Annotated in this window: 16 protein-coding genes; 14 read left to right on the top strand and 2 right to left on the bottom strand. The window is 69.5% G+C overall.

Annotated elements, in window-relative coordinates; all coding sequences use genetic code 11:
- Nucleotides 1-364 precede the first annotated feature (364 nt).
- Together M0P34_RS02310 and M0P34_RS02305 are read right to left on the bottom strand one after the other, a co-directional pair.
- Nucleotides 365-604: a hypothetical protein gene (locus M0P34_RS02310; RefSeq protein ID WP_291495937.1), complete on the bottom strand. Its 240-nt coding sequence runs from the start codon at nucleotides 602-604 to the stop codon at nucleotides 365-367.
- A gap of 126 nt (nucleotides 605-730) precedes the next feature.
- On the bottom strand, nucleotides 731-895 hold the full coding sequence (locus M0P34_RS02305) for a hypothetical protein (RefSeq protein WP_291495935.1): 165 nt from the start codon (nucleotides 893-895) through the stop codon (nucleotides 731-733).
- 242 nt (nucleotides 896-1,137) lie between these two features.
- On the opposite strand from M0P34_RS02305, the gene M0P34_RS02300 reads away from it, so the two are divergent.
- The 14 genes from M0P34_RS02300 to M0P34_RS02235 all read left to right on the top strand — a co-directional run.
- Complete coding sequence (locus M0P34_RS02300) at nucleotides 1,138-1,263, top strand: hypothetical protein (RefSeq protein WP_291495933.1); 126 nt, start codon at nucleotides 1,138-1,140, stop codon at nucleotides 1,261-1,263.
- Nucleotides 1,264-2,725: 1,462 nt separating this feature from the next.
- A complete protein-coding gene (cobM, locus tag M0P34_RS02295; protein WP_291495931.1) occupies nucleotides 2,726-3,478 on the top strand; it encodes a precorrin-4 C(11)-methyltransferase in 753 nt (250 codons plus the stop codon).
- A gap of 1,100 nt (nucleotides 3,479-4,578) precedes the next feature.
- A complete protein-coding gene (locus M0P34_RS02290; protein ID WP_291495929.1) occupies nucleotides 4,579-7,218 on the top strand; it encodes an ATP-binding protein in 2,640 nt (879 codons plus the stop codon).
- A complete protein-coding gene (locus M0P34_RS02285) occupies nucleotides 7,208-8,755 on the top strand; it encodes a sigma-54 dependent transcriptional regulator (RefSeq protein ID WP_291495927.1) in 1,548 nt (515 codons plus the stop codon). Before M0P34_RS02290 ends, M0P34_RS02285 begins: the two co-directional genes overlap by 11 nt.
- A 373-nt stretch (nucleotides 8,756-9,128) precedes the next feature.
- Nucleotides 9,129-12,776: a pyruvate:ferredoxin (flavodoxin) oxidoreductase gene (gene nifJ / locus M0P34_RS02280; RefSeq protein ID WP_291495925.1), complete on the top strand. Its 3,648-nt coding sequence runs from the start codon at nucleotides 9,129-9,131 to the stop codon at nucleotides 12,774-12,776.
- 390 nt (nucleotides 12,777-13,166) lie between these two features.
- On the top strand, nucleotides 13,167-14,876 hold the full coding sequence (locus M0P34_RS02275) for an L-lactate permease (protein WP_291495923.1): 1,710 nt from the start codon (nucleotides 13,167-13,169) through the stop codon (nucleotides 14,874-14,876).
- A gap of 111 nt (nucleotides 14,877-14,987) precedes the next feature.
- Entirely contained in the window at nucleotides 14,988-16,370 is a 1,383-nt protein-coding gene (locus tag M0P34_RS02270; protein WP_291495921.1) for an FAD-linked oxidase C-terminal domain-containing protein, read from the top strand.
- Between the two features lie 4 nt (nucleotides 16,371-16,374).
- The gene (locus M0P34_RS02265; RefSeq protein WP_291495919.1) at nucleotides 16,375-17,667 is read left to right on the top strand and encodes a (Fe-S)-binding protein; all 1,293 of its coding nucleotides are present in this window, start codon (nucleotides 16,375-16,377) and stop codon (nucleotides 17,665-17,667) included.
- A 64-nt stretch (nucleotides 17,668-17,731) separates the two neighbouring features.
- Entirely contained in the window at nucleotides 17,732-19,846 is a 2,115-nt protein-coding gene (gene pta / locus M0P34_RS02260) for a phosphate acetyltransferase (protein WP_291495917.1), read from the top strand.
- A gap of 2 nt (nucleotides 19,847-19,848) precedes the next feature.
- Nucleotides 19,849-21,060, top strand: a complete 1,212-nt coding sequence (locus M0P34_RS02255; protein ID WP_291495915.1) for an acetate kinase — start codon at nucleotides 19,849-19,851, stop codon at nucleotides 21,058-21,060.
- 92 nt (nucleotides 21,061-21,152) lie between these two features.
- Nucleotides 21,153-21,782: a lactate utilization protein gene (locus tag M0P34_RS02250; RefSeq protein WP_291495913.1), complete on the top strand. Its 630-nt coding sequence runs from the start codon at nucleotides 21,153-21,155 to the stop codon at nucleotides 21,780-21,782.
- A 2-nt stretch (nucleotides 21,783-21,784) separates the two neighbouring features.
- Nucleotides 21,785-23,950, top strand: coding sequence for an L-lactate dehydrogenase (quinone) large subunit LdhH (gene ldhH, locus M0P34_RS02245; RefSeq protein ID WP_291495911.1), 2,166 nt, complete (start codon nucleotides 21,785-21,787; stop codon nucleotides 23,948-23,950).
- Between the two features lie 177 nt (nucleotides 23,951-24,127).
- Nucleotides 24,128-24,622: an acyl-CoA thioesterase gene (locus M0P34_RS02240; protein ID WP_291495909.1), complete on the top strand. Its 495-nt coding sequence runs from the start codon at nucleotides 24,128-24,130 to the stop codon at nucleotides 24,620-24,622.
- Nucleotides 24,623-24,662: 40 nt separating this feature from the next.
- Nucleotides 24,663-24,916: Dabb family protein (locus M0P34_RS02235; RefSeq protein ID WP_291495907.1), on the top strand; the 254-nt coding region annotated here is incomplete at its 3' end.

Here is a 24,916-nt window from a genome sequence, read left to right as displayed (position 1 = left end):
CCGGCCCGGGCCATCCTGGACGAGGCCGGGCGGGGCCGCTACGCCGTGGTGGCCACGGGGCGCACCGGCCGGGGCCGGGGGCTGCTGCGCCGGGTGTTCATGGGCTCCTCGACCCAGACCCTGCTGCGCGAGCTGGACGGCGCGGCGCTGTGGATCCGGACCTGAGCCCCGGTGTTCCCGAAGGGGAACATTTATGGGGCCGGGATGTTCCCGTGCGGGAATGTGTCCGGCGTCGGGCAGAGGGCCGTGGGTGGCCCGCAGGACAAAAGTGGCGCGGCGGACCCGGGGTGGGCCCGCCGCGCGCGGTGTGTGGAGGTGTGTCCGGGAAAGGGGACGATGTGTTCGCAGGGGGGGCGGCGTCCGGTCAGGCGTCCATGGCGCCCTCGCGGCGCATCCGTTCCAGTTCGCGCCGCACGGCCTTTTCCCGGCGGGGCGAGCCGAGCTTGGACAGCTCGGAGCGGCGGATGTCGCCGGTGGCGGTCAGGCGCAGGCGGCGCATGAGCAGGCGCTTGATGACGACTTCGCGCCCCTGGAACATGGCCCGCTTGGGTTCTTCCCAGGAGCAGACCAGGTGGTTGCGGTCCTTCTTGAGTTCGATGGTCATGGTGTTCTCCTTGCCGCCGACAGACAGATGAGGGGGGCGGCCGTTGACCCCAATATAAGCAATGATCGTGCCGGAAGCGTGCCGGGCACTGGTTGGTTGCTCAAATAGTGTCGGGCCGCCGTTCTGTCAACGGGGGAAATCGGGCTTCGGCCCGGCATCCCCCGTCGGGTTCGGCTGGGCGCCGACCATGTCCTTTCGCGTTCTTTCCTGTTTGCACAGCCCTTTGAGCCCCTGGCGCAGGAAGCTGCCCCGGGCGGCCAGCGAGGTGATGCTGGACTGGGAAACGGTCATGGTGTCCTCCTCGGGGCCGGATGCCCCCGGTTCTGGCGGGGGAGCCCCCGGCGCGGGCGACGGGAACGGGAGTTCTGTGCGTCGCGGATTATACAAATTTGTTTGTAGGCCACGGGGCGGAGTGACGGTCTTGTCCCACCCCGCGCCCGGCGGCCCAGGCGGGCCGCCCCGCACGGGAACCGGGGAGCGAACCGGTTCCGGAGGCGGGGCGACCCTGGCCACTGGAAGGAAGCTTATTGAAAATGAAAATCAGTGTCAATATGGGGGCGATGTTTTTTTTGCGCAAGGGGCCGCAGCGTTCCGGCGCAGGCCAGGCGGGCTGGGCTTGGCGTTTTGCGCGCTCGTTGCGCGATTTGTGCGCGGCCTGACGGGGGGCTGTTCCCTGGGCGCGGGCCTTGTGGCCGCTCCCGCCGCTACCGGGGTAAGCAAAAATCCTGTTCCCAGGGGCGGGGTCTTTGCCCGGGGGCGCCTTGCGTCCGGGGGCGCGGTGCTTGCCCGGGGATGGGCGGCCTTGCGTCCGGGGCGTGGGGCGCGGGAACTGGAGAAGGCAACGCTGGTGAGGCGGGCGACCTTGATTCCGGGGGCGCGGTGCTTGCCCGGGGATGGGCGGCCTTGCGTCCGGGGAGTGGGGCGCGGGAAATGGAGAAGGCGACGCTGGGGAGGCGGGCGGCCTTGCTTCCGGGGGCGTGGGCTTGTTTCTGGGCAGTGTCTGGCCCAGCTCGCCGCCTGCCTGGCGCCCGGGGCGCACGGGGTTTGTCCCGGGGCTCGGGATGCTGGCGTGGGTTCGCCTTGGGTGGGCGGGCTGTCCTCCGGGGGCGGCGTGGCTTGCCCTCGGGCGGACGGGCTGATCCCGGGGGCGCGGGGTTTGGCGGGGCCATGCCCTGGTTCGTTTCGTGGCGCGGCGCTGGCTCCCGCACGGGGTTTGGCGCTGGCGGCCGACGAGGACGTGGTGGCGCATTTGCTCCCGGCGCGCGCGGGGTGAGATCATCCTGTTCCCCCTTCGCCGCACCCTCGGCCATTTGCCTCCGGCGCGCACGGGGTGAGCGCCCCGGACGCCAGCGTGGACAGGGCCCCGGGGGCTCCCTGGCGTGCGCGGGGTTTGAGCATGGGCATGCAACCGGCGACATGGCTGAACTGGTTTGTTTCGAACGCGCGCGTGGGTGTCGGGGGGGTCATCAATGAGCCACGCCAGACGCCATATGGGTTTGTTTCGGACGCGCGCGCGGGTGTCGGGGGGGCGCTGCGCTGGGGCAGGGCCGACCTTGCTTCGGACGCGCGCGGGTGTCGGCTTCGGGTCTGTTCGGCGTGTCCCGGCTCGGCGGCCGCAGCGAATTTGCAAAGCAAGGAGAACAGGGGTGCCGGGCCGGGCAGGCCGGGAATCCTCCGACCGGGCGCCGGGCCGGGTGGGCGTGGGCGCGGCCAGGTTGCCCGGTGCAAGGCGGGGTGGCGGCCGGGCGGCCGGGCCGCCTGCCGGTGTTCCCGGGGCGGAACATGGGCCGGGGCTGGTCGCCGCTCCTGGCGAAGGGGGTTCGGGGCGTGGCCCGGCGTGCGCGGTTGAGGGGGCTGTGTTCCATGTTCGGCACCCGGGGCTCCGGCCAGCCCCCGGCGTGCGGGCGGGGTGCCCGGGGCGTGGTTGGCCCGGGCGCGCCGCAGCAAGGCCCCCCGATTGAGAGGACGAAGGAGCGCCGCCAGCCGGGGTCCGCTCCGGACGCGCATGGCCCCGGCGTGGGGGGGACGGCCGCCCCCGCGCCCCCGGCCGCGCCCCGGGCGTGGACAAAGGGGCCGCCCGGCGGCATGATCGGCGGGGGCGCGGCCCCGAAGGAGCTGTTCATGACTCAGGTCTATTTCATCGGCGCCGGGCCGGGCGACCCGGACCTCATCACCGTCAAGGGCCGCGACCTGGTGGCCCGGGCCGATCTGGTGCTTTATGCCGGATCACTGGTGCCGCCCGGGGTGGTGGCCTGCGCGCGGCCCGGGGCGCGCGTGGAGGACTCGGCGCCCCTGACCCTGGAGCAGACCCACGCGCTGCTCATGGAGACGGTGCGCGCCGGGGGGCTGGCCGTGCGCGTGCATACCGGCGACCCCTCGCTCTATGGGGCAGTGGCCGAGCAGGCCGCGCTGCTGGACGCCGAGGGCGTGCCCTGGGAGATCGTGCCCGGGGTCACGGCGGCCTTCGCCGCAGCGGCCCTGGCCGGGGTGGGCTTCACCGTGCCGGGGGCCACGCAGTCGCTGGTCATCACCCGCGTTGCGGGCCGCACCCCGGTTCCCGAGGCCGAGGCCCTGCGCGCGTTCGCCGCCCGGGGCTGTTCCCTGGCGATCTACCTTTCGGCGGCCCTGGCCGGGGAGGTGCGCCGCGAGCTGCTGGCCGGGGGGCTGGCCCCCGGAACCCCGGTGGTGGCCGGGCATCGGGTGGGCTGGCCCGACGGCGCAGTGCTGCACACCACCGTGGACGGGCTGGCCGGAGCCGTGGCCGGACGGGGCTGGGGCGGGCAGGTGGTTTTCCTGGTGCTGCCCGCGCAGGACCGGGCCGGGTCGCCCTCGCGGCTCTACGCCCCCGATTTCAGCCACGGGCGCCGGGGGTAGGCCGGGCGTCGGGGTTTGGTCGGCGCCGGGTTTGGGCCTGGCGCCGGGCCGGATGGCGCGAAGTTCCTGACTCCGGGCGGGCGCCGGGCGCGCCTGCGCACGGACATGGGGAGGGGCGGGTATCAAGCCCTGGGGCGGGGCGGGGCGCCGGCGCGCCTGCGCACGGACATGGGGAGGGGCGGGTCAGCAGTCAGGACGTGGGTGGCGCGGTCATACGCATGGACGCGGGCGCGGGGGGGCGGTCAAAGGAAAAGCCCCTGCGAAGCTCGCTCCGGAACGGTTTCCGCCGTCCCGGAGGATACTGGCGGGGAGCTTTCTCGACGCTCGGTCCGCAGTTCGCAGGGGCATACGCCGGGTGCACCCGGCCCGCTGATTCTGACACCGGAACGGGGCGAAGGCAAGGGGCGATGCGGACCGGAGGCCGGGGCGGCCCGGTGTCCTGGCGGGGCGCCGGAGATATGCCTTTCCTGGCCGAAGGCAGCGCCCGGCCCGGCTGGCGCCCGGCCCGCGCGTCGGCCCCCGGGGGCGCGTGGGGCAAGGCCCGCACCGCCGCGCTGTGCTCGCCGCGCAGAATCGGCCCCCGGGAGCGCGTGGGGCAAGGGCTTTCCGGAACCGTCCGGGGCGCGTATCCTTGGCGCCGGGGGGCGTCGGGGGGCGCCGGGGGGCGCCGGGGGGCGCCCCTGCCCCCGGCGGCCTCCGGCGGGACGGCAGCTCCCTGGTGAAGCGCAAGGGAGACGCCCTTTCGGAGGGCCGCCCGGGGCCCCGGGTGTCCACCGGGGAGACTCCGCGCGCCTGTCTGGGACCTCGGCCGCTGCGGCGCCCGTCCGGGGCGGGCGGATGGGGCGCCGATGTGGTGCGGGCGCGGCGGCCCCGCGGGCGCCCCCTCCGGACGGGACGGCCGCGGGCCGGGGCGGGTGGAACGCTTCTTGTAGTCCGGGGTTCGTCGCGCCAGGGCGTGTATGTCCGCGTCGGCAGGAGAAGTTTCTGGAATGAAAGACTTTTTTACTCTCGCTCCGGGTCGGTTCCGGGCCGTTGTCCTGCTGTTGGCCCTGCTGGGGGTTGCGCTTGTGTCCGTTTTTCCGGACTGGAGGGGCGTCCCCGTGGCGCGGGCCCTGTCCCTGGAGCCCGACCTGCCGCCCGACCCGCCGCTGCGCCCTGTGCACACGGTGTCCAGCAGCCTGCGCGCCCGGGTGCTCTACCTGAACTCCTACCACCAGGGCTACGCCTGGTCCGACGATATCCTGCGCGGCATCCGCGAGGTGCTGGACCACCACCCGGACATCGAGGTCCAGGTGGAATACCAGGATTTCAAGAAATACGAGCTGGAGCTCGTGCGCCCGCTGCTGGTGGACCTCTACGCCCGCAAGTTCAGCGACACGCGCTTCGACCTGGTCCTGGTGTCGGACAACAACGCCTTCGATTTCATCCTCGACTACGGCGACCACCTGTTCCCGGGCGTTCCGGTGGTCTTTTGCGGCGTCAACGACTTCCACCCCGAGCGCATCGCGGGCCGGGCCATCACCGGCGTGGTGGAAAACTACGACGTGGCCCAGACCCTGGCCCTGGCCCTGCGCCTGCACCCCGGGCGCAGCCGGGTGGTGGCCATCGGCGACCGCTCGGGCACGGGGCTGGCCATCCTGAACCAGGTGCGCGAGGGCGCCACGACCTTCGGCGGGCGGCTGGCCTTCGAGGCCTGGACCCAGTTCAGCCTGGAGGAGATCCGGGCCCGGGTGCGCGAGGCCCCGGCGGACACGTTCTACTACTTCATCCCGTTCTACCAGAGCGTGGGCGGGCGCTTCGCCTCGGCCCAGGAGGTGCTCGACATCGTGCGCGCCAACACCGACGCGCCCCTGTATTCGAGCTGGGAGTTCCTGCTTGGCCACGGCATCGTGGGCGGCAAGCTCATCTCGGGCCCCGCCCACGGCCGCCGCGCGGCGGACATGGCCCTGAAGCTGCTCTCCGGGACGCCCCTGTCCGAGCTGCCGGTGATCTACGACGCCGAAACCCGCTTCGGCTTCGACTACAACGAGCTCCAGCGCCAGCGCATCTCCCCCGAGGCCCTGCCCCCGGACAGCCTGATCATCAACGAGCCCAAGGCCTTCTACGAGCTGGACAAGCAGATCGCGTGGACCATCGCGGTCGGCTTCGTTTTGCTGCTGGGCATCCTGGTGCTGCTGGCCCTGAACATCATGCGCCGCCGCGAGGCCGAGCGGACCATGCACGACCAGCTGTCCTTCCAGGAAATCCTCATGGACACCATCCCCCAGCTGGTTTGCTGGAAGGACCGGCGGCAGCGCTACCTGGGCGCCAACCGCTATTTCAGCGAGTTCTTCGGCATCGACGAGGTGCCCGGGGTGCGCGGGCGCACCGACGACGTGCTCCTGCCGCCGCGCGAGTTCGCGGCCTGGGTCAGCGCGCGCGACCGCGAGGTCATCCGCACCGAGCGGCCCATGCCCCGGGCGCGCAGGCTGGTGCACAACGCCTGGGGCGAGGGCCGGATGCTCGAGATCCGCAAGGTCCCCCTGCGCGACAAGCGCGGGGCCGTGGTCGGCACGCTGTCCACCGCCGAGGACGTGACCCGCGAGGCCAACCTGGAACGCCAGCTCCTGCAATCGCAGAAGATGGAGGCCATCGGCACCCTGGCCGGGGGTATCGCCCACGATTTCAACAACATCCTGACCTCGATCATCAACTCCACCGAGCTGGCGCTCATGGACATCGACCCCGAGTCCGCCGCCGGGCAGGACCTGGAGCGCTGCCTGCGCGCGGCGCGGCGCGGCAGCGGGCTGGTCAAGCAGATCCTGACCTTCTCCAAGCCGTCGCAGGAGGGCTTCCAGCCCACGTCCTTCCCGGAGGTGCTGCGCGACGCCCTGGGTCTGCTCAAGGCGTCCCTGCCGCGCAATATCGAGATCGTCTCCCATGTGCGCGAGGACCTGCCCCCGGTAATGGCCGACCCCGCGCAGATCAACCAGATCGTGATGAACCTGACCACCAACGCCTTCCAGGCCCTGCGCGACACCGGCGGGCGCATGGAGATCCACCTCGACGCCGTCGAGCTGGACCCCTCGGCGGCGGAATTGCGCAACGTGGCCCCGGGATGCTACCTTCGTTTCCAGGTGGTGGACAACGGCCCCGGGGTCTCCCCGGCCATCGTGGACAAGATCTTCGACCCGTTCTTCACCACCAAGGGCAAGGCCGAGGGCACGGGCCTGGGCCTGGCGGTGGTCATGGGCATCATCAAGGGCCACCGGGGGTCCATCGAGGTGGAGAGCGCCCCCCGCGAGCGCACGGCCTTCACGGTGCACATCCCCGTGACCGAGGCCGGGGCCGCCCTGCGCGCCCTGGCCCCGGCCGATGCCCAGACCGGCAGCGGGCACGTCCTGTTCGTGGAGGACGACGAGGACCAGTACGAGACCATCCCCCGGGTTCTGGAATCGCTGGGCTACACGGTGACCCCCGCGCGCGACGCCCGCGAGGCCCTGGAGGCCGTGGACGGCGACCCCGACGGCTTCGACGCGGTGATCACGGATTTCGACATGCCCGGGCTGTCCGGCGTGGAGCTGGCCCGGGAGCTGGAGCGGCGCATGCCCGACGTGCCGGTGCTGATGGTTTCGGGGCGCGAGCGCGCCGTGACCCTGGCCGCGGACCTGCCCAACGTGGCGCGCATCCTGCTCAAGCCCTACGACAGGAACATCCTTTCCCAAGCCCTGCGCGAGGTGTTGCGGACCGATGACGACTAGCGCCGACAATCTCATGGGCAGCCGCATCCTGGTCATCGACGATGACCCCGAGGTGCGCGGAACCATGTGCAGCCTCGTTTCGCGGATGATGCTGGCCTGCGAGGCGGCGGGCACCCTGGCCGAGGGCCTGGCCGCCCTGGGGGGCGGCGGGTTCGACCTCGTGTTCCTGGACGTGCGCCTGCCCGACGGCAACGGCCTGGAGCGCCTGCCCGAGATCAAGGCCGCCCCCGGGGCGCCCGAGGTCATCATCCTCACCGGCCAGGGCGACCCCGACGGCGCCGAGCTGGCCATCCAGCGCGGGGTCTGGGACTACCTGGTCAAGCCCTCGCCCATCAAGCAGACCATGCTCTCCATCCAGCGGGCGCTGAAATACCGCCAGGAGCGGCGCGGCGCGGCGCCCGTGGTCGCGCTCAACCTGGAGCACATGGTCGGGCGCGGTCCGGCCATGAAGCAGGTCTTCGATTTCATCGCCCAGGCCGCGCGCAGCCACTCCGGCGCGCTCATCACCGGCGAAACGGGCACGGGCAAGGAGCTGGCCGCGCGGACCATCCACGAGAACAGCCCGCGCGGCGAGGGCCGTTTCGTCGTGGTGGACTGCGCCGCCCTGACGGAGACCCTGGTGGAGTCCACCCTGTTCGGCCACCGCAAGGGCGCCTTCACCGGGGCCAACGAGGACCGCATCGGGCTGGTCCGGCTGGCCGACGGCGGGACCCTGTTCCTGGACGAGGTGGGCGAGATGCCCCTGGCGTTGCAGAAGTCCTTCCTGCGCGTGCTCCAGGAGAAACGCTTCCGCCCCGTGGGCGAGACCCGCGAGGTGGAGAGCGATTTCCGCATCGTGGCCGCCACCAACCGCAACCTCGAAGCCATGGTCCAGGCCGGAACCTTCCGCGAGGACCTGCTCTTCCGCCTGAAGACCCTGAGCGTCCACCTGCCGCCCCTGCGCACGCGCAAGGCCGACCTGAAGCCCCTGGCCCTGTTCCACGTCAGCCGCCTGTGCGAGCAGTACGGCATGCCCCTCAAGGGCTTCGGCTCGGACTTCTTCGATGTTCTGGCGGCCTACCGCTGGCCGGGCAACGTGCGCGAGCTGTTCAACGTGCTCGAACGCGCCTTTGTCGCCGCCGGGGAGGAGCGCACCCTGTATGCCATGCACCTGCCCCAGGAGGTGCGCATCCAGGTGACCAAGGCGTCCCTGGGCAGGCCGGAGGGGGCGCCCCGGGAGCCCCGGCCCGGGTCCGGAGATCCGGACGCGGCCCCGGCCGCGGCCGCGGCGGACGGCGCGCAGCGCCCGCAGGGCGAGGCCCGCCCCCAAGACCCCGCCCCCGCGGCGGACGCCATGATCGCGGCCATGGACGCCTTCTTCGTCCGGAGCACGCCCTCGCTCAAGGAGTTCAAGAACGAGATGGAGCGGCGCTACCTGGAGTACCTCCTGGCCATGCACGGGGCCAACACCAAGGCCATCCTGCGCGATTCGGGCCTGTCGCGCTCGCATTTCTATGCCCTGCTGAAGAAGAACGGCATCGGCCAGGTTCCGGAGTAGCGAAGCGGCGAAGCGGCGAAGCGGCGGGGCGGCGAAGCGGCGGGGCGCAAGGCGCGGGGGCCGACGCCACCGGCGCCGGGGGCAGGGCGGTCGCCGAGGCAGCGGGACCGTTCACCGATTGGAGGCTTGCCCTGGGCCGCGTTCCTGGTAAAGATGGAAGATGATCCACCTGTCCGGGATTTCGGACACGCAGGCCGGTTTTGGGGACTGGGATACATTGTTTGAGTGGACAAACAGTCTCCGTTTGTATTACCACTCGCTCGCCGGGGGCTGGCACGTTTCTTGTTTGCGGGAGGGTCGGGCCGGCGGAGGTCCGGCCCGGGGCCGATACCCGCATCGACGTCTTTCTGATCCAAAATAAGGAGAGGTTCCTATGTCGAAAAACATGAAGACGATGGACGGCAACACCGCAGCCGCGCATATCGCCTATGCGCTGTCCGACTGCGCCGCCATCTATCCCATCACCCCGTCCACGCCCATGGGCGAGCTGGCCGACGACTGGGCCGCCCAGGGCCGCCTGAACCTGTTCGGGCAGACCTGCGACGTGAAGCAGATGCAGTCCGAGGCGGGCGCCGCGGGCGCGGTGCACGGCATGCTGGCCGCAGGCGCGCTGACCAGCACGTTCACCGCCTCCCAGGGCCTGCTGCTGATGATCCCCAACATGTACAAGATTTCCGGCGAGCTTCTGCCCGGCGTGTTCCACGTCACCGCCCGCGCCGTGGCCGCCCACGCCCTGTCCATCTTCGGCGACCACCAGGATGTCATGGCCTGCCGCCAGACCGGCTTCGCCATGCTGGCCTCGGGCTCGGTCCAGGAAGCCATGGACATGGCCCTGGTGGCCCACCTGGCGGCCATCGAATCCAGCGTGCCCTTCCTGCACTTCTTCGACGGCTTCCGCACCTCCCACGAGATCCAGAAGGTCGAGGTCATCGACTACGAGGACATCCGCAAGATCGTCAACTGGCAGGCCATCGAGGACTTCCGCGCCCGGGGCATGAACCCCGAGCACCCCGAGATCCGCGGCACCGCCCAGAACCCGGACATCTACTTCCAGGGGCGCGAGGCGGCCAACCCTTACTACAACGACGTGCCCGGCATCGTGGCCTCCAGCATGAAGAAGGTGGCCTCCATCACCGGGCGCAAGTACCACCTGTTCGACTACGTCGGCCACCCCGAGGCCGACCGCGTGGTCATCGCCATGGGCTCCTCCTGCGAGACCCTGGAAGAGGTGGTCAACTACCTGAACGCCCAGGGCCAGCGCGTGGGCCTGCTCAAGATCCGCCTGTTCCGGCCGTTCGTCAGCGACGCCTTCCTGGCCGCCCTGCCCGCCACCTGCGGCTGCGTGACCGTGCTTGACCGCACCAAGGAGCCCGGCGCCCTGGGCGACCCGCTCTACCAGGACGTGTGCACCGCCTTCATGCAGCACGGCAGCGCCCCGACCCTGGTGGCCGGCCGCTACGGGCTGGGCTCCAAGGAATTCACCCCGGCCATGGGCAAGGCCGTGTTCGACAACATGCTGGCCACCCAGCCCCGGAACCACTTCACCGTGGGCATCGTGGACGACGTGACCCACTCCTCCCTCGACGTGGAGGAGGTCATCGACACCACCCCGGCGGGCACCGTGCAGTGCCAGTTCTGGGGCCTTGGCTCCGACGGCACCGTGGGCGCCAACAAGAGCGCCATCAAGATCATCGGCGACAACACCGACCTCTACGCCCAGGGCTACTTCGCCTACGATTCCAAGAAGTCCGGCGGCATCACCGTGTCGCACCTGCGCTTTGGCGAGAAGCCCATCCAGTCGACCTATCTGGTCACCAGCGCCGACTACGTCGCCTGCCACAACCCGGCCTACGTGAACCAGTACGACCTGCTGGCCAGCATCAAGGACGGCGGCACCTTCGTGCTCAACTGCCCCTGGACCGTGGAGGAGATGCAGGAGAAGCTGCCCGCCGCCCTGCGCCGCCAGATCGCCCGCAAGAACCTCAAGTTCTACACCGTCGACGCCGTGAAGATCGCCTCCGAGGCCGGCCTGGGCGGGCGCATCAACATGGTCATGCAGACCGCCTTCTTCAAGCTGGCCGGTGTGCTGCCCTTCGAGAAGGCCGTGGCCCTGCTCAAGGACGCCATCAAGAAGACCTACGGCAAGAAGGGCGACAAGATCGTCAACATGAACCACGCCGCCGTGGACGCCGCCGCGGGCGCCCTCAACGAGATCGCCGTGCCCGCCGCCTGGGCCCAGGCTGGCGACGCCGCCGCCGCCCACGACGCCGACCCCGACTTCATCAAGGATGTGGTCCGGCCCATCCTGGCCCAGAAGGGCGACAGCCTGCCCGTGTCGGCCTTCGAGCCCGACGGCCTGTTCCCCGTCGCCACCTCGCAGTTCGAGAAGCGCGGCGTGGCCATCAACGTGCCCGAGTGGATCGCCGACAACTGCATCCAGTGCAACCAGTGCTCCTTCGTCTGCCCCCACGCGGCCATCCGCCCCGTGCTGGCCACCGAAGAGGAGCTTGAGGGCGCCCCGGCCTCCTTCGCCACCCTGGAGGCCAAGGGCAAGGAGCTCAAGGGCCTGCGCTTCCGCATGCAGGTCTACGCCGAGGACTGCCTGGGCTGCGGCAACTGCGCCGACATCTGCCCGTCCAAGGAGAAGGCCCTGGTCATGCGGCCCATCGACACCCAGACCCCCGAGCAGGTGCCCAACCTGGCCTTCGCCGAGGCGCACATCGCCCCCAAGGAGGGCCTGCTCAAGCGCGAGACCGTCAAGGGCAGCCAGCTCTACACCCCACTGATGGAGTTCTCCGGCGCCTGCGCCGGTTGCGGCGAGACCCCCTACGTCAAGGTCCTCACCCAGCTCTTCGGCGAGCGGATGATCGTGGCCAACGCCACGGGCTGCTCCTCCATCTGGGGCGCCAGCGCGCCCACCACGCCGTATTGCGTCAACCGCGACGGCCACGGCCCCACCTGGGGCAACAGCCTGTTCGAGGACGCCGCCGAGTTCGGCTTCGGCATGGGCATGGCCGTGAAGCAGCGCCGCGCCAAGCTGGCCCAGCTCGTGGCCAAGGCCCTGGAGGGCGGCGACCTGCCCGAGGACCTGGCCGCCGCCATGCGCGGCTGGCTCGAGAACAAGGACGACGCCGAGAAGTCCCGCGAGTACGGCGACCAGATCCGCGACCTGGTCTGCACCTGCCACGGCCCCGAGTCCCTGCGCGAGATCGCGGGCATGGACGACCTGTTCACCAAGAAGTCCGTGTGGATCTTCGGCGGCGACGGCTGGGCCTACGACATCGGCTACGGCGGCCTGGACCACGTCCTGGCCTCCGGCGAGGACATCAACGTCCTGGTCATGGACACCGAGGTCTACTCCAACACCGGCGGCCAGTCCTCCAAGGCCACCCCGGTGGGCTCCATCGCCAAGTTCGCCGCCTCGGGCAAGAAGACCGGCAAGAAGGACCTGGGCCGCATGGCCATGACCTACGGCTACGTCTATGTGGCCTCCGTGGCCATGGGCGCCAACAAGCAGCAGTTCATGAAGGCCCTGGCCGAGGCCGAGGCCTACCCCGGTCCCTCGCTGCTCATCGCCTACGCGCCGTGCATCAACCAGGGCATCCGCAAGGGCATGGGCAAGACCCAGCTCGAGCAGGAGCTGGCCGTGAAGTCCGGCTACTGGCCGCTGTACCGCTTCAACCCCCAGCTGGCCGACGAGGGCAAGAACCCGTTCATCCTGGAGTCCAAGGCCCCCGACGGCAGCCTCCAGGAGTTCCTCTCCGGCGAAAACCGCTACGGCCAGCTCGAGCGGAGCTTCCCCGAGGAATCCAGGAAGCTGCGCGCGCGCATCGAGGCCGACTACCTCGTGCGCTACGAGATGCTGCGCAACATGGCCGAGGCCGCGCCCATCACGACGCCCGGAGCGGGCGCGTCCGCCCAGGCTCCCGCCGACAAGGGCGAGGGCTGCGAGGCGGCGACGGTGGCCGAGCACGCCCACAAGGCGGGCAAGGCCTGCGACGACGGCCGCGCCGGCAAGTAGCGCGGTCGGCCCCGGAAACGTCCTGACGCGGGGCGGCGCCACGGCGCCGCCCCGTTTTTTCCAGGCTCCGCGCCCCGCCGCGCGGCTGTCCTGTTTTCCGGACAGGCCCCGGAGTCCGGAATCGGGGGCTCCTTGCCATTGGCCCGCACTTTGGTAGAGTCAGACTCGGGAAACCGTTTTTGCACCTCCCCGGGCCCCGGCCCGGGCCCCCGGCTCCGGGGCCGTCCGTTTTTTCGGACTGCCCGGTGCGGTCCTCGGGCCATCATCCGGCGCTGTATCTCTATCTGGCTGTCATAACTGCTTCTTCTCGCCCAGACACCAATTGGCACATTCCTTGTTTAACCAGAGGCGCTTTTCGTTCACCCTCAACCCCCTTTCAAGGAGCCTGTTATGTCAATTGGTGTTCTGGCACTGGTCGCGGCCCTGCCCATCGCAGTGGCCCTGGTCCTGATGGTGGGCCTGCGCTGGCCCGCCACCAAAGCCATGCCCCTGGCCTGGCTGGTGTGCGTCCTTGGCGGCCTGACGGCCTGGAATCTGCCCGTGAGCTACCTGGCGGCCCTGTCCCTGCAGGGCGTGGTCACCGCCGTGGGCATCCTGATCATCGTCTTCGGCGCCATCATCATCCTGTATACCCTCAAATACTCCGGCGGCATGGAGACCATCCAGTACGGGATGCAGAACGTCTCCGCCGACCGGCGCGTGCAGGCCATCATCATCGGCTACATGTTCGCGGCCTTCATCGAGGGCGCGGCGGGCTTCGGCACCCCGGCGGCCCTGGCGGCCCCGCTGCTGCTCAGCCTGGGCTTCCCGCCCCTGGCCGCCGCGGTCATCTGCCTGGTGTTCAACTCCTTCCCGGTGACCTTCGGCGCCGTGGGCACGCCCATCCTGCTCGGCCTGAAGTTCCTGAACCCCCTGGTCACCGAGGCCGTGAACACCGTGCCCGGCCTGAACTTCTCCTCCATGGGCGAGTTCAACGCCGTCATCGGCCACTGGGCGACCCTGCTGCACCTGCCCATGATCTTCATCCTGCCGGTGTTCATGCTCGGCTTCCTCACCCGCTTCTTCGGGCCCAAGCGCTCCTGGAGCGACGGCTTCAAGGCCTGGAAGTTCTGCATGTTCGCCGCCGTGTCCTTCACCGTGCCTTACATGATCTTCGCCTGGACCGTGGGCCCCGAGTTCCCCTCGCTCATCGGCGGCCTGGTGGGCCTGGGCATCATCGTCGCCGGCGCCAAGAAGGGCTTCTGCGTGCCCAAGGACACCTGGGACTTCGGCCCCGTCGACAAGTGGGACCCCGAGTGGACCGGCGAAATCAAGGGTTCCGACACCTGCGAGTTCAAGGCTCACATGAGCCAGTTCAAGGCCTGGCTGCCCTACATCCTCATCGGCCTGATCCTGGTGCTGACCCGCATCCCCGAGCTGGGGCTCAAGGGCTGGCTGGCCGCCCAGAGCATCGCCTTCACCGACATCATGGGCTTCAAGGGCGTGTCCGCCTCCATCGCCTACCTCTACCTGCCCGGCACCGTGCCGTTCATGCTGGTGGCCCTGTTGACCATCCTCATCCACGGCATGCCCGGCGACGCGGCCAAGAAGGCCTGGGTCGAGTCCTTCGCCAAGATGAAGAACCCGACCATCGCCCTGTTCTTCGCCGTGGCGCTGGTTTCCATCTTCCGCGGCTCCGGCGTGGCCGACGCGGCCCTGAACCCCGGCGGCTACCCCTCCATGCCCCTGGCCATGGCCCAGGCCGTGGCGGGCATCGCGGGCAACGCCTGGCCGATGGTCGCCTCCTATGTGGGCGGCCTTGGCGCGTTCATCACCGGCTCCAACACCGTGTCCGACCTGCTGTTCGCCGAGTTCCAGTGGGGCGTGGCGGCGCAGCTCGACCTGCCGCGCCAGATCATCGTGGCCGCGCAGGCCGTGGGCGGCGCCATGGGCAACATGATCTGCATCCACAACATCGTGGCCGTGTGCGCCGTGGTGGGCCTGTCCGGCATGGAAGGCCCGATCCTGCGCCGCACCGTGTGGCCCTTCCTGCTCTACGGCGTCGTCGTGGGCATCGTGGCCAGCCTGATGTCCTTCGTGTTCCTGCCGCACCTGTTCTAGGCCCGGCAGACTGACAGGCAATTGAAAGCATCCGCCGGGGCCGGGCCAGCCCGGCCCCGGCGGAGATTCACCACACAACGGAATCGCGGCATTCCAGGAGAGAGATCCATCATGCCCAGCAATGCGTTGATCAAGGAATTCCAGGCCATCGTCGGCAAGGAGAACGTGCTGGAGAGCGAGGCCGACCGGCACTCGTACTCCTACGATTCCGCCGTCCTCGACCCGGTTGTTCCCGACCTTGCCGTGCGCCCGACCAGCAGCGAGGAGCTGGGCAAGGTTGTGCGGTTGTGCAACGAGAACGGCCTGCCCGTGACTCCGCGCGGTGCCGGCACCAACCTCTCGGGCGGCACCATCCCCTCCAAGGGCGGCATCGTCTTGTTGACCAACGCCCTGAACAAGATCGTGGAGATCAACGAGGAGGACCTCTACGCCGTGGTCCAGCCCGGCGTGGTCACCGCCCGGTTCGCCGCCGAGGTCGCCCGGCGCGGCCTGTTCTATCCGCCCGATCCGGGCTCCCAGGCCGTGTCCACCCTGGGCGGCAACGTGGCCGAGAACGCCGGGGGCCTGCGCGGCCTGAAATACGGCGTGACCAAGGACTACGTCATGGGCGTGGACTTTTTCGATGTGAACGGCGAGCTGGTCAAGTCCGGGTCGCGCACGGTCAAGTGCGTCACCGGCCTGAACCTCTCGGCGCTCCAGGTGGCCAGCGAGGGCACCCTGGGCGTGTTCAACGAGATCATCCTGAAGCTCGTGCCGCCGCCTGCGGCGAACAAGGCCATGATGGCCCTGTTCGACGACGTGGACAAGGCGTCGGCCACCGTGGCGGCCATCATCGCCGCCAAGATCGTGCCCTGCACCCTGGAGCTTCTGGACAACGTGACCATCAACTTGGTCGAGGACTTCACCAAGGCCGGGCTGCCCCGCGACGCCCAGGCCATCCTGCTCATCGAGGTGGACGGCCACCCCGGGCAGGTGGTCGAGGAGGCCGAGAAGGTCGTGGCCATCTGCAAGAAGACCGGGGCCACCGAGGTCAAGGCCGCCAAGGACGAGGCCGAGCGCAACAAGCTGTGGGAAGCCCGCCGCGCCGCGCTGCCCGCCCTGGCCCGCGCCAAGCCGACCACCGTCCTTGAGGACGCCACCGTGCCGCGCTCCAAGATCCCGGCCATGATCAAGGCCATCAACGCCATCGCCAGGAAGTACGACCTGACCATCGGCACCTTCGGCCACGCGGGCGACGGCAACCTGCACCCGACCATCATGTGCGACAAGCGCGACAAGAACGAGTTCCACCGCGTGGAAGAGGCCGTGGACGAGATCTTCGACGTGGCCCTGTCCCTCAAGGGCACCCTGTCGGGTGAGCACGGCATCGGGCTGGCCAAGTCCAAGTGGCTGGAGAAGGAGACCTCCGCCGCCACCATCGCCTACGCCAAGGCCCTCAAGAAAGCCGTGGATCCCAAGGGCATCCTCAACCCCGGCAAGATCATCGGAGGGTAGGGGCATGGCCGATTTGCACAAGCTCGCCCAGATGCTCCAGGAGCTGGACGACCAGATGGTGGCCTGCATGAAGTGCGGGATGTGCCAGGCGGTCTGTCCGGTGTTCGCGGAGTCGCTCAACGAGGCGGACGTGACGCGCGGCAAGATCGCGCTGCTGGAGAACCTGGCCAAGGAGATGATCGCCGACGCCAAGGGCGTGCAGGAGAAGCTCAACAAATGCCTGTTGTGCGGCTCCTGCGCGGCCAACTGCCCGAGCGGCGTGAAGATCATGGACATCTTCCTCAAGGCCCGCATCATCGTGAACACCTACATGGGCCTGTCTCCGGTCAAGAAGGTGATCCTAAAGGGCATGCTGACCCGTCCGGGGCTGTTCAACGCGCTGGTGAGCGTGGCCGCGCGGTTCCAGGGCGTGTTCAGCAAGCCCGTGAACGACCTCATCGGCTCGTCGTGCTCCCAGTGGCTCTCGCCGGTCATCGGCGACCGGCACTTCCTGTCCCTGGCCAAGGAGCCGCTGCACGGCGCCGTGCCGTCGCTGGACAGCGCCCCCGGCGCCTCGGGGCTCAAGGTGGCCTTCTTCCCGGGCTGCGTGGTGGACAAGATGTTCCCGCGCATCGGCCACGCGGTGCTCAAGGTCATGGCCCACCACGGGGTGGGGGTCTTCATGCCCGCCGGGCAGGCCTGCTGCGGCATCCCCGCGCTGTCCTCGGGCGACCGCGAGTCCTACGAGAAGCTCGTGACGGCCAACGCCAGGGTCTTCGCCAAGGGCGCCTATGACGTGCTGATCACCCCGTGCGCCACCTGCACGGCGACCATCAAGGAAATGTGGCCCAAGTTCCTGGACGGCTTCGACGCCACCACCCGCGCCCAGGTGCTGGCCATGTCCGAGAAGGCCATGGACGTGAACCAGTTCCTGGTGGACAAGGTGGGCGTGACCGCCGTGGACAAGCCCACCGGCGGGACGCGCGTCACCGTGCACGACCCCTGCCACCTGGCCAAGAGCCTGGGCGTGCGCAGCCAGCCGCGCACCCTGCTGTCCGCCAACCGCGACTACGAGCTGGTGGAAATGGCCGAGGCCGACCGCTGCTGCGGCTGCGGCGGCAGCTTCAACCTGGCCCACTACGAGGTTTCGCGCAGCATCGGCCGCCGCAAGCGCGACAACATCGTGGCCTCCAAGGCCGACGTGGTCGCCACGGGTTGCCCCGCGTGCATGATGCAGATAAGCGACATGTTGTCCCAGGGGGGCGACCGCATCGCGGTGCGCCACCCGGTGGAGATATACGCCGAAACCATCGACTGATCCGGGCCGGGGCGGGCGTGTGGCCCGCCCCGGCCGCTTCAAAGGACAAGGAGAACGAAAAGCGATGTCCAACAACCTCTACATCACGGCCACCGAGACGCGCAGCGGCAAGTCCGCCATTGCGCTCGGCGTGATGCAACTGCTGCTAGGCAAGGTCCGCAAGGTTGCCTTCTTCAGGCCGATCATCAACGACAATGTGGACGGCAAGCCCGACCACGACATCCGCCTGATCCTGACCCATTTCAACCTGGACGTGCCCTACGAGGCGACCTACGCCTACACCCTGAGCGAGGCCCGCGAGCTCATCAACACCGGCCGCCATGCCCTGCTTCTGGAAAGCATCCTGAACAAGTACAAGGCCCTGGAGTCCGAATACGATTTCGTGCTCTGCGAGGGCACCGATTTTCAGGGCAAGAACCCGGCCTTCGAGTTCGAGATCAACGCCGACATCGCCGCGAACCTGGGCGCCCCGGTGCTGCTGGTCGCCAGCGGCCGCGGCAAGAGCGAGAGGGAGGTCCTGGACTCCACCCAGCTGGTCATCGAGGCCCTGGAGGAGAAGGGGCTGGACCTGGTCGGCTGCGTGATCAACCGCGTGGAGGCCGAGGCCGCCACGTCCATCGCCCGGGGCCTGCGCAGCCAGCTGCGCACCAAGCAGCCGCTGCTGGTCTACTCCATCCCCGAGGACGCCAGCCTGGGCAACCCGACCATGGGCGACGTGCGCAAGTGGCTGAGCGCCGACGTGCTCTACGGCCACGGCCGCCTGGACACCCTGGTGGAGGACTACGTCATCGCCGCCATGCAGGTGGGCAACTTCCTGGAGTACATCCAGCAGGGCAGCCTGATCATCACCCCCGGCGACCGCGAGGACATCATCCTGGCCAGCCTGGCCTCCCGGCTTTCGGCCTCCTATCCCGATATTTCCGGCATCCTGCTCACCGGCGGCCTCACGCCCTCGGTGAACGTGCACCGGCTCATCGAGGGCTGGACGGGCGTGCCCGTGCCCATCCTCAGCGCCGAGGGCAACACCTTCAAGACCACGCGGCTGCTCTCCGAGCTGTACGGGCGCATCGGCCCCGAGGACGAGCGCAAGATCGCCTCGGCCCTGGGCAACTTCGAGGCCTGCGTGGACGTGGCCGAACTGCGCGAGCGCCTGGGGCAGGCCCGCTCGGGCAAGGTCACGCCCAAGATGTTCGAGTACACCCTGGTCGAGCGCGCCAAGTCGCACAAGATGCGCATCGTGCTGCCCGAGGGCGAGAGCGAGCGCATCCTGCGCGCGGCGGACATCCTGTCGCGCCGGGGCGTGGCCGACCTGGTGCTGCTTGGCGACTGCGCGCGCATGGAGGCGCGCATCTCCGAGCTGGGCCTGGCCCTGGGCCCGGGGGTGGACTTCGTGTGCCCCAATTCCAGCCCGCTGCTGGACGAGTACGCCCACGCCTACTTCGAGGCCCGCCGGCACAAGGGCATCCGCGAGGAGGACGCCCGCGACCGGATGCTCGACCCGACCTACTTCGGGACGATGATGGTCCACCTCGGCCAGGCCGACGGCATGGTCTCCGGCGCGGAGAACACCACGGCCCACACCATCCGCCCGGCCTTCGAGTTCGTGAAGACCAAGCCCGGGGCGGGGCTGGTGTCCAGCGTGTTCCTGATGTGCCTGCGCGACCGGGTGCACGTCTACGGCGACTGCGCCGTGATCCCCAACCCCAACGCCGAGCAGCTGGCCGAGATCGCCCTGTCCTCGGCGGAGACGGCGCGGGTCTTCGGCATCGAGCCGCGCGTGGCCATGCTCTCGTACTCCACCGGCAAGTCCGGCTCCGGCGAGGACGTGGAGAAGGTCACCCGGGCCACGGAGCTTGCCCGCCAGCGGGCCGCCGGGCGCTTCCCCGTGGAGGGGCCGCTCCAGTTCGACGCCGCCGTGGACCCCGAGGTCGCCAGGACCAAGATGCCCGGCTCCGACGTGGCCGGCCGCGCCACGGTGTTCGTCTTCCCCGACCTGAACACCGGCAACAACACCTACAAGGCCGTGCAGCGCAGCGCGGGCGCCGTGGCCATCGGCCCGGTGCTCCAGGGGCTGAACAAGCCCGTCAACGACCTCTCGCGCGGCTGCACCGTGCCCGACATCGTCAACACCGTGGCCATTACCGCCATCCAGGCCCAGGCCGAGAAGGGGCTCATCTAGTCATGAAAGTTCTTGTCATCAATTCCGGAAGTTCATCCATCAAATACCAGCTCCTGGACATGCAGACCCGGGCCGTGCTGGCCTCGGGCATCGTCGAGCGCATCGGGGAGCCCCTGGGCGCGCTGACCCACAAGAAGGCCCCCGGCACCGACGCCGAGGCCAGGAAGACCATCGAGCAGCCCATCGCCGACCACAAGCAGGGCATGAACCTGCTGGTGGGCCTGCTGACCGACCCCGAGCTGGGCGCCGTGGCCGACATGGGCGAGATATACGCCGTGGGCCACCGCGTGCTCCAGGGCGGGGAGACCCTGTACATGCCCCTGGCCGTGGACGACGCCGTGAAGGACGCCATCCGCGCCAACATCCCCATCGGCCCGCTGCACAACCCGGCCAACCTGGCCGGCATCGAGGTGGCCCAGGAGCTCATGCCGGGCGTGCCCCAGGTGGCCGTCTTCGACACCGAGTTCCACCAGACCATGCCCGCCCAGGCCTTCATCTATCCGCTGCCCTACGAGATGTACGAGCGCCACCGCATCCGGCGCTACGGCTTCCACGGCACCTCGCACAAGTTCATCGCCAAGGAGACCGCGCGCCTGCTGGGCAGGGTCCCCGAGGAGCTGAACCTGATCATCGCCCACCTGGGCAACGGGTGCAGCCTGTCCGCCGTCAAGGCCGGGCGCTGCGTGGACACCTCCATGGGCCTGACGCCCCTGGCCGGCGTGATGATGGGCACCCGCTGCGGCGACATCGACCCGGCCATCATCCCCTTCATCGCCGAGCAGACCGGCATGGACGTCGTGCAGATCGACGCCATGCTCAACAAGCAAAGCGGCCTGAAGGGCATCTGCGGCATGAACGACATGCGCGACATCCACGCCGCCCGGGCCAAGGGCGACGAGCGCGCCCAGCTGGCCTTCGAGATGTTCACCTACCGCATCCGCAAGTATGTGGGGGCCTACTTCGCGGCCCTGGGCCGGGTGGACGCCGTGGTCTTCACCGCGGGCATCGGCGAGAACGACCCCGACGTGCGCGCCGGGGTGCTCCAGGGCCTGGAGAGCCTGGGCATCGTCCTCGACCCGGCGGCCAACGCGGGCCGCGCGGGCGAGTGGATGCGCATCGCCGCCCCCCAGAGCCGCGTGGACGTGCTCGTCGTGCGCACCAACGAGGAACTGGAGATCGCGCGAACCACCGTGGAGGTCCTGCGCAAGGGCTGAGGCCGCGCGGGCGGGACGGAATCAACCGGCGCCGTCCCGCGGCCCGGGGCCTGCGCCCCGGGCCGCGGGCGCACCGCAAAGGAGTAACGACCATGACGACCACGACAAACGCCCTGGAGACCTTCGTCAAGAAGGCGACGGCGGTGTCGGCCAAGGTTTCCGAGGTCGGCAGCCTCGCCGAGGCCTTCGCCTACGCCGTGGACCTGTGCGACAGGAAGCAGGCCTGCCAGTTGCTCGTCTCGGGCTGCGAGCTGCCCTTGTCCGGGCAGGGCCAGGCCCTGTGCGACGAGAAGCAGACCAAGGTCATCGCCGCGCCCGCCCTGGCCAAGAAGGAGTTCACGGCCTTCGCCAAGCTCTGCAAGGACAAGGGCTTCGAGCTCATCGATTCCGGCATGCGTTCGCGCCTGGCGGGCATCGACATCGGCTTCACCGTCTGCGACCTGGGCATCGCCGAGACCGGCTCCCTGGTGCTCGACTCCTCCAGCGAGGAGGTCCGCCTGACGACCATGATCGCCGAGATCCATGTGGCCGTGCTGCCCAAATCGCGGCTGCGGGCCACCTCCTACGAGGCCGAGGCCGAGGTGCTGGAGCGCATGCAGGGCGGCCCCAACTATCTGGCCTTCATCACCGGCGCCTCGCGCACGGCCGACATCGAGCGGGTGCTGGCCCTGGGCGTCCACGGGCCGCTGGAACTGCACATCCTGCTCCTGGAGGACAAGTAGCCATGCAGCAAGCCAAGACCCTTGCGGAATACCGCTCCCAGTGCCGCCAGGCCATGGACGACGAGTTCCTGCGCAAGGCAATGGACGCCTTCGCCGTCGCCTACCGCACCAACCGCGCCAACGCCTTCGCGGACATGAACGAGCGCGAGCTCATCGCCGAGATCGCCGACGCCAAGGACGCCGCCGTGTCCCGGCTGGACGAGCTCTTCGCCCAGTTCAAGGCCAAGGCCGAACAGAACGGCGTGCACGTCCACCTCGCGCGCACCGCCGCCGAGGCCAACGAGATCATCGCCCGCATCGCCCGCGAGGGCGGGGTGAAGAAGATCGTCAAGTCCAAGTCCATGACCGCCGAGGAGACGCTGCTCAACCATCACCTGGAGGCCGACGGCTACCAGGTGGTGGAGACCGACCTGGGCGAATGGATCATCCAGCTGCGCCACGAAGGCCCCTCGCACATGGTCATGCCCGCCATCCACCTCTCGCGCTACCAGGTGGCCGACCTGTTCACCGATGTCACCGGCCAGAAGCAGGAAGTGGACATCGAGAAGCTGGTCAAGGTGGCCCGGCGCGAGCTGCGCACCCACTACGCCACCGCCGACATGGGCATCTCCGGCGCCAACTTCGCCGTGGTCGAAACCGGCGGCATCGGCCTGGTCACCAACGAGGGCAACGCCCGGCTGGTGACCACCCTGCCGCGCATCCATGTGGCCCTGGCCGGGCTGGACAAGCTGACCCCGACCCTGCACGACGCCCTGCGCATCATCAAGGCCCTGCCGCGCAACGCCACGGGCCAGGCCATCACCAGCTATGTGACCTGGATCACCGGCGCCAACGAGTGCGCCCCCGGGCCCGAGGGCCGCAAGGAACACCACATCGTGTTCCTGGACAACGGCCGCAGCGCCCTGGCCAAGGATCCCGACTTCCGCCAGGTGCTGCGCTGCGTGCGCTGCGGCGCCTGCGCCAACGTCTGCCCGGTCTACCGGCTGGTCGGCGGGCACAAGATGGGCCACATCTACATCGGCGCCATCGGCCTGCTGCTGACCTACTTCTTCCACGGCCGCGACAAGGCCAAGAACCTGGTCCAGAACTGCATCAACTGCGGGGCCTGCAAGCAGGTCTGCGCCGCGGGCATCGACCTGCCCCGGCTGATCAAGGAGGTCCACGCGCGCATCCAGGACGAGGAGGGCCACCCTCTGCCCAGCAAGCTCCTGGGCACCGTGCTGGCCAACCGCAAGCTCTTCCACACCCTGCTGCGCACGGCCAAATGGGGCCAAAAGCCCATCGTGGACGGCAAGACCGGCTACCTGCGCCATCTGCCGCTCATCTTCGGCAAGGACCAGGACTTCCGCGCCCTGCCGCCCGTGGCCGAAAAGCCCTTCCGCGACCGCTGGGAGAAGCTGCGCCCGGCGGTGGAGCACCCCAAGTACCGCGTGGCGCTGTTCTCGGGCTGCGTGCAGGACTTCGTGTACCCCGAGCAGCTCGAAGCGGCGGTGAAGGTCTTCGCGGGCCACGGCGCGGCCCTGGAGTTCCCCATGGGCCAGAGCTGCTGCGGCCTGCCCGTGGTCATGATGGGCGAGACCGGGGCCGCGCGCGACGTGGCCGCCCAGAACGTCACGGCCATCGACCCCGGCAGCTGCGACTACATCGTGACCATGTGCGCCTCGTGCGCCTCGCACCTCAAGCACGCCTACCCCAGGATCCTCGAGGATGATCCGCGCATGGCCGACAAGGCCCGGCGCTTCGCCGACAAGGTGATGGATTTCAGCACCTTTGCCCGCGATGTGCTGGGCGTGGACGAGCAGGACTTCGCCAGCGTGTCCGCCCACACCAAGACGGCCTACCACGCGCCGTGCCACCTGTGCCGCGGCCTGGGGGTGACCAAGGCCCCGCGCGAGCTGCTGGCCAAGGCCGGGCTCGACTATGTGGTCGCCGACGAGGAGGACGTGTGCTGCGGCTTCGGCGGAACCTTCTCCATGAAGTTCCCCGAGGAGTCCAAGGCCCTGTTGGACAAGAAGCTGGACAACGTGAAGAAGACCGGGGCCACCCAGCTGGTCACCGACTGTCCGGGCTGCGTCATGCAGCTGCGCGGCGGCGCCCAGCGGCGCGGCGACGGGATCGTGGTGCGCCACATCGCCGAGGCCCTGGCCGAACGCATCAAGCCCCGCTGATTCCGGCCCTCCCCACCCGGCCCGGGGCGCCGGGGGCAGGGGGGCGGGCGCATGCGCCCGCCCCCGCGCCTCCGGCCCCGGCCCCCCGGGGGACCCCTTGCCTCCCGGCCCGCTTCGGGTCATGAATGGGACCGGACCCCGGGGCCCCGCCCCGCAACGACAACAGCGGAGACCAGCATGCAGCCCAAGCGCAAGGAGAGTTCGAGTGTGGTCATGGCCCAGCGGCTTCTGCCGCAGGACGCCAACTTCGCCGGAAACGTCCACGGCGGCGTGATCCTCAAGCAGATCGACATCACGGCGGCCACGGTGGCCATGCGCCACGCGCGCTGCAACGTGGTCACCGCCAGCCTGGACCGCATGGATTTCCTGCGGCCGGTGCATGTGGGCGAGCTGGTGTATTTCAAGGCCAGCCTGAATTTCGTGGGCCACACCAGCATGGAGGTCGGCGTGCGCGTGGAGGCCGAGGACCTGATCACCGGCGAGCTGCGCTATACCAACTCGGCCTACCTGACCTTCGTGGCCCTGGACCCTGCGGGCAGGCCCACCCCCGTGCCCGGGCTGGAGCTGGAAACCGAGGAGGACCACCGCCGCTGGCGCGAGGCCGCGGAGCGCCGCCGGGTGCGCCTGGCCCTCAAGGCCAGCGAGCGCCGTTCCCAGGGCGGCGAAGGCTAGCCCGCCGCTTTTTCCTCAACCGCAACCCCGGAGACACCCGATGCTCAAGCATATCGTGATGTGGCGGCTCAAGGACGAGGCCGAGGGCGCCACCAGGGCCGAGAACGCCAGGAAAATGCAGCAGATGCTCGAGGCGCTGCTGACCAAGATTCCCGGAGTCCTGGTCCTGGAGGTCGGCCTGAACGTGGTCGACGGCCCCACGGCCAGCGACGTGTGCCTGTACAGCGAGTTTCCCTCCCTGGAGGCCATGCAGGCCTACCAGGAGCACCCCGAGCACCAGAAGTGCGTGGCCTT

The sequence above is a fragment of the Desulfocurvus sp. genome (genome assembly GCF_023230885.1).
Lineage (GTDB): Bacteria > Desulfobacterota > Desulfovibrionia > Desulfovibrionales > Desulfovibrionaceae > Desulfocurvus.
The sequence above is the reverse complement of the archived record's forward strand: the minus strand, read 5'-3'. Positions and strand labels throughout refer to the sequence as shown.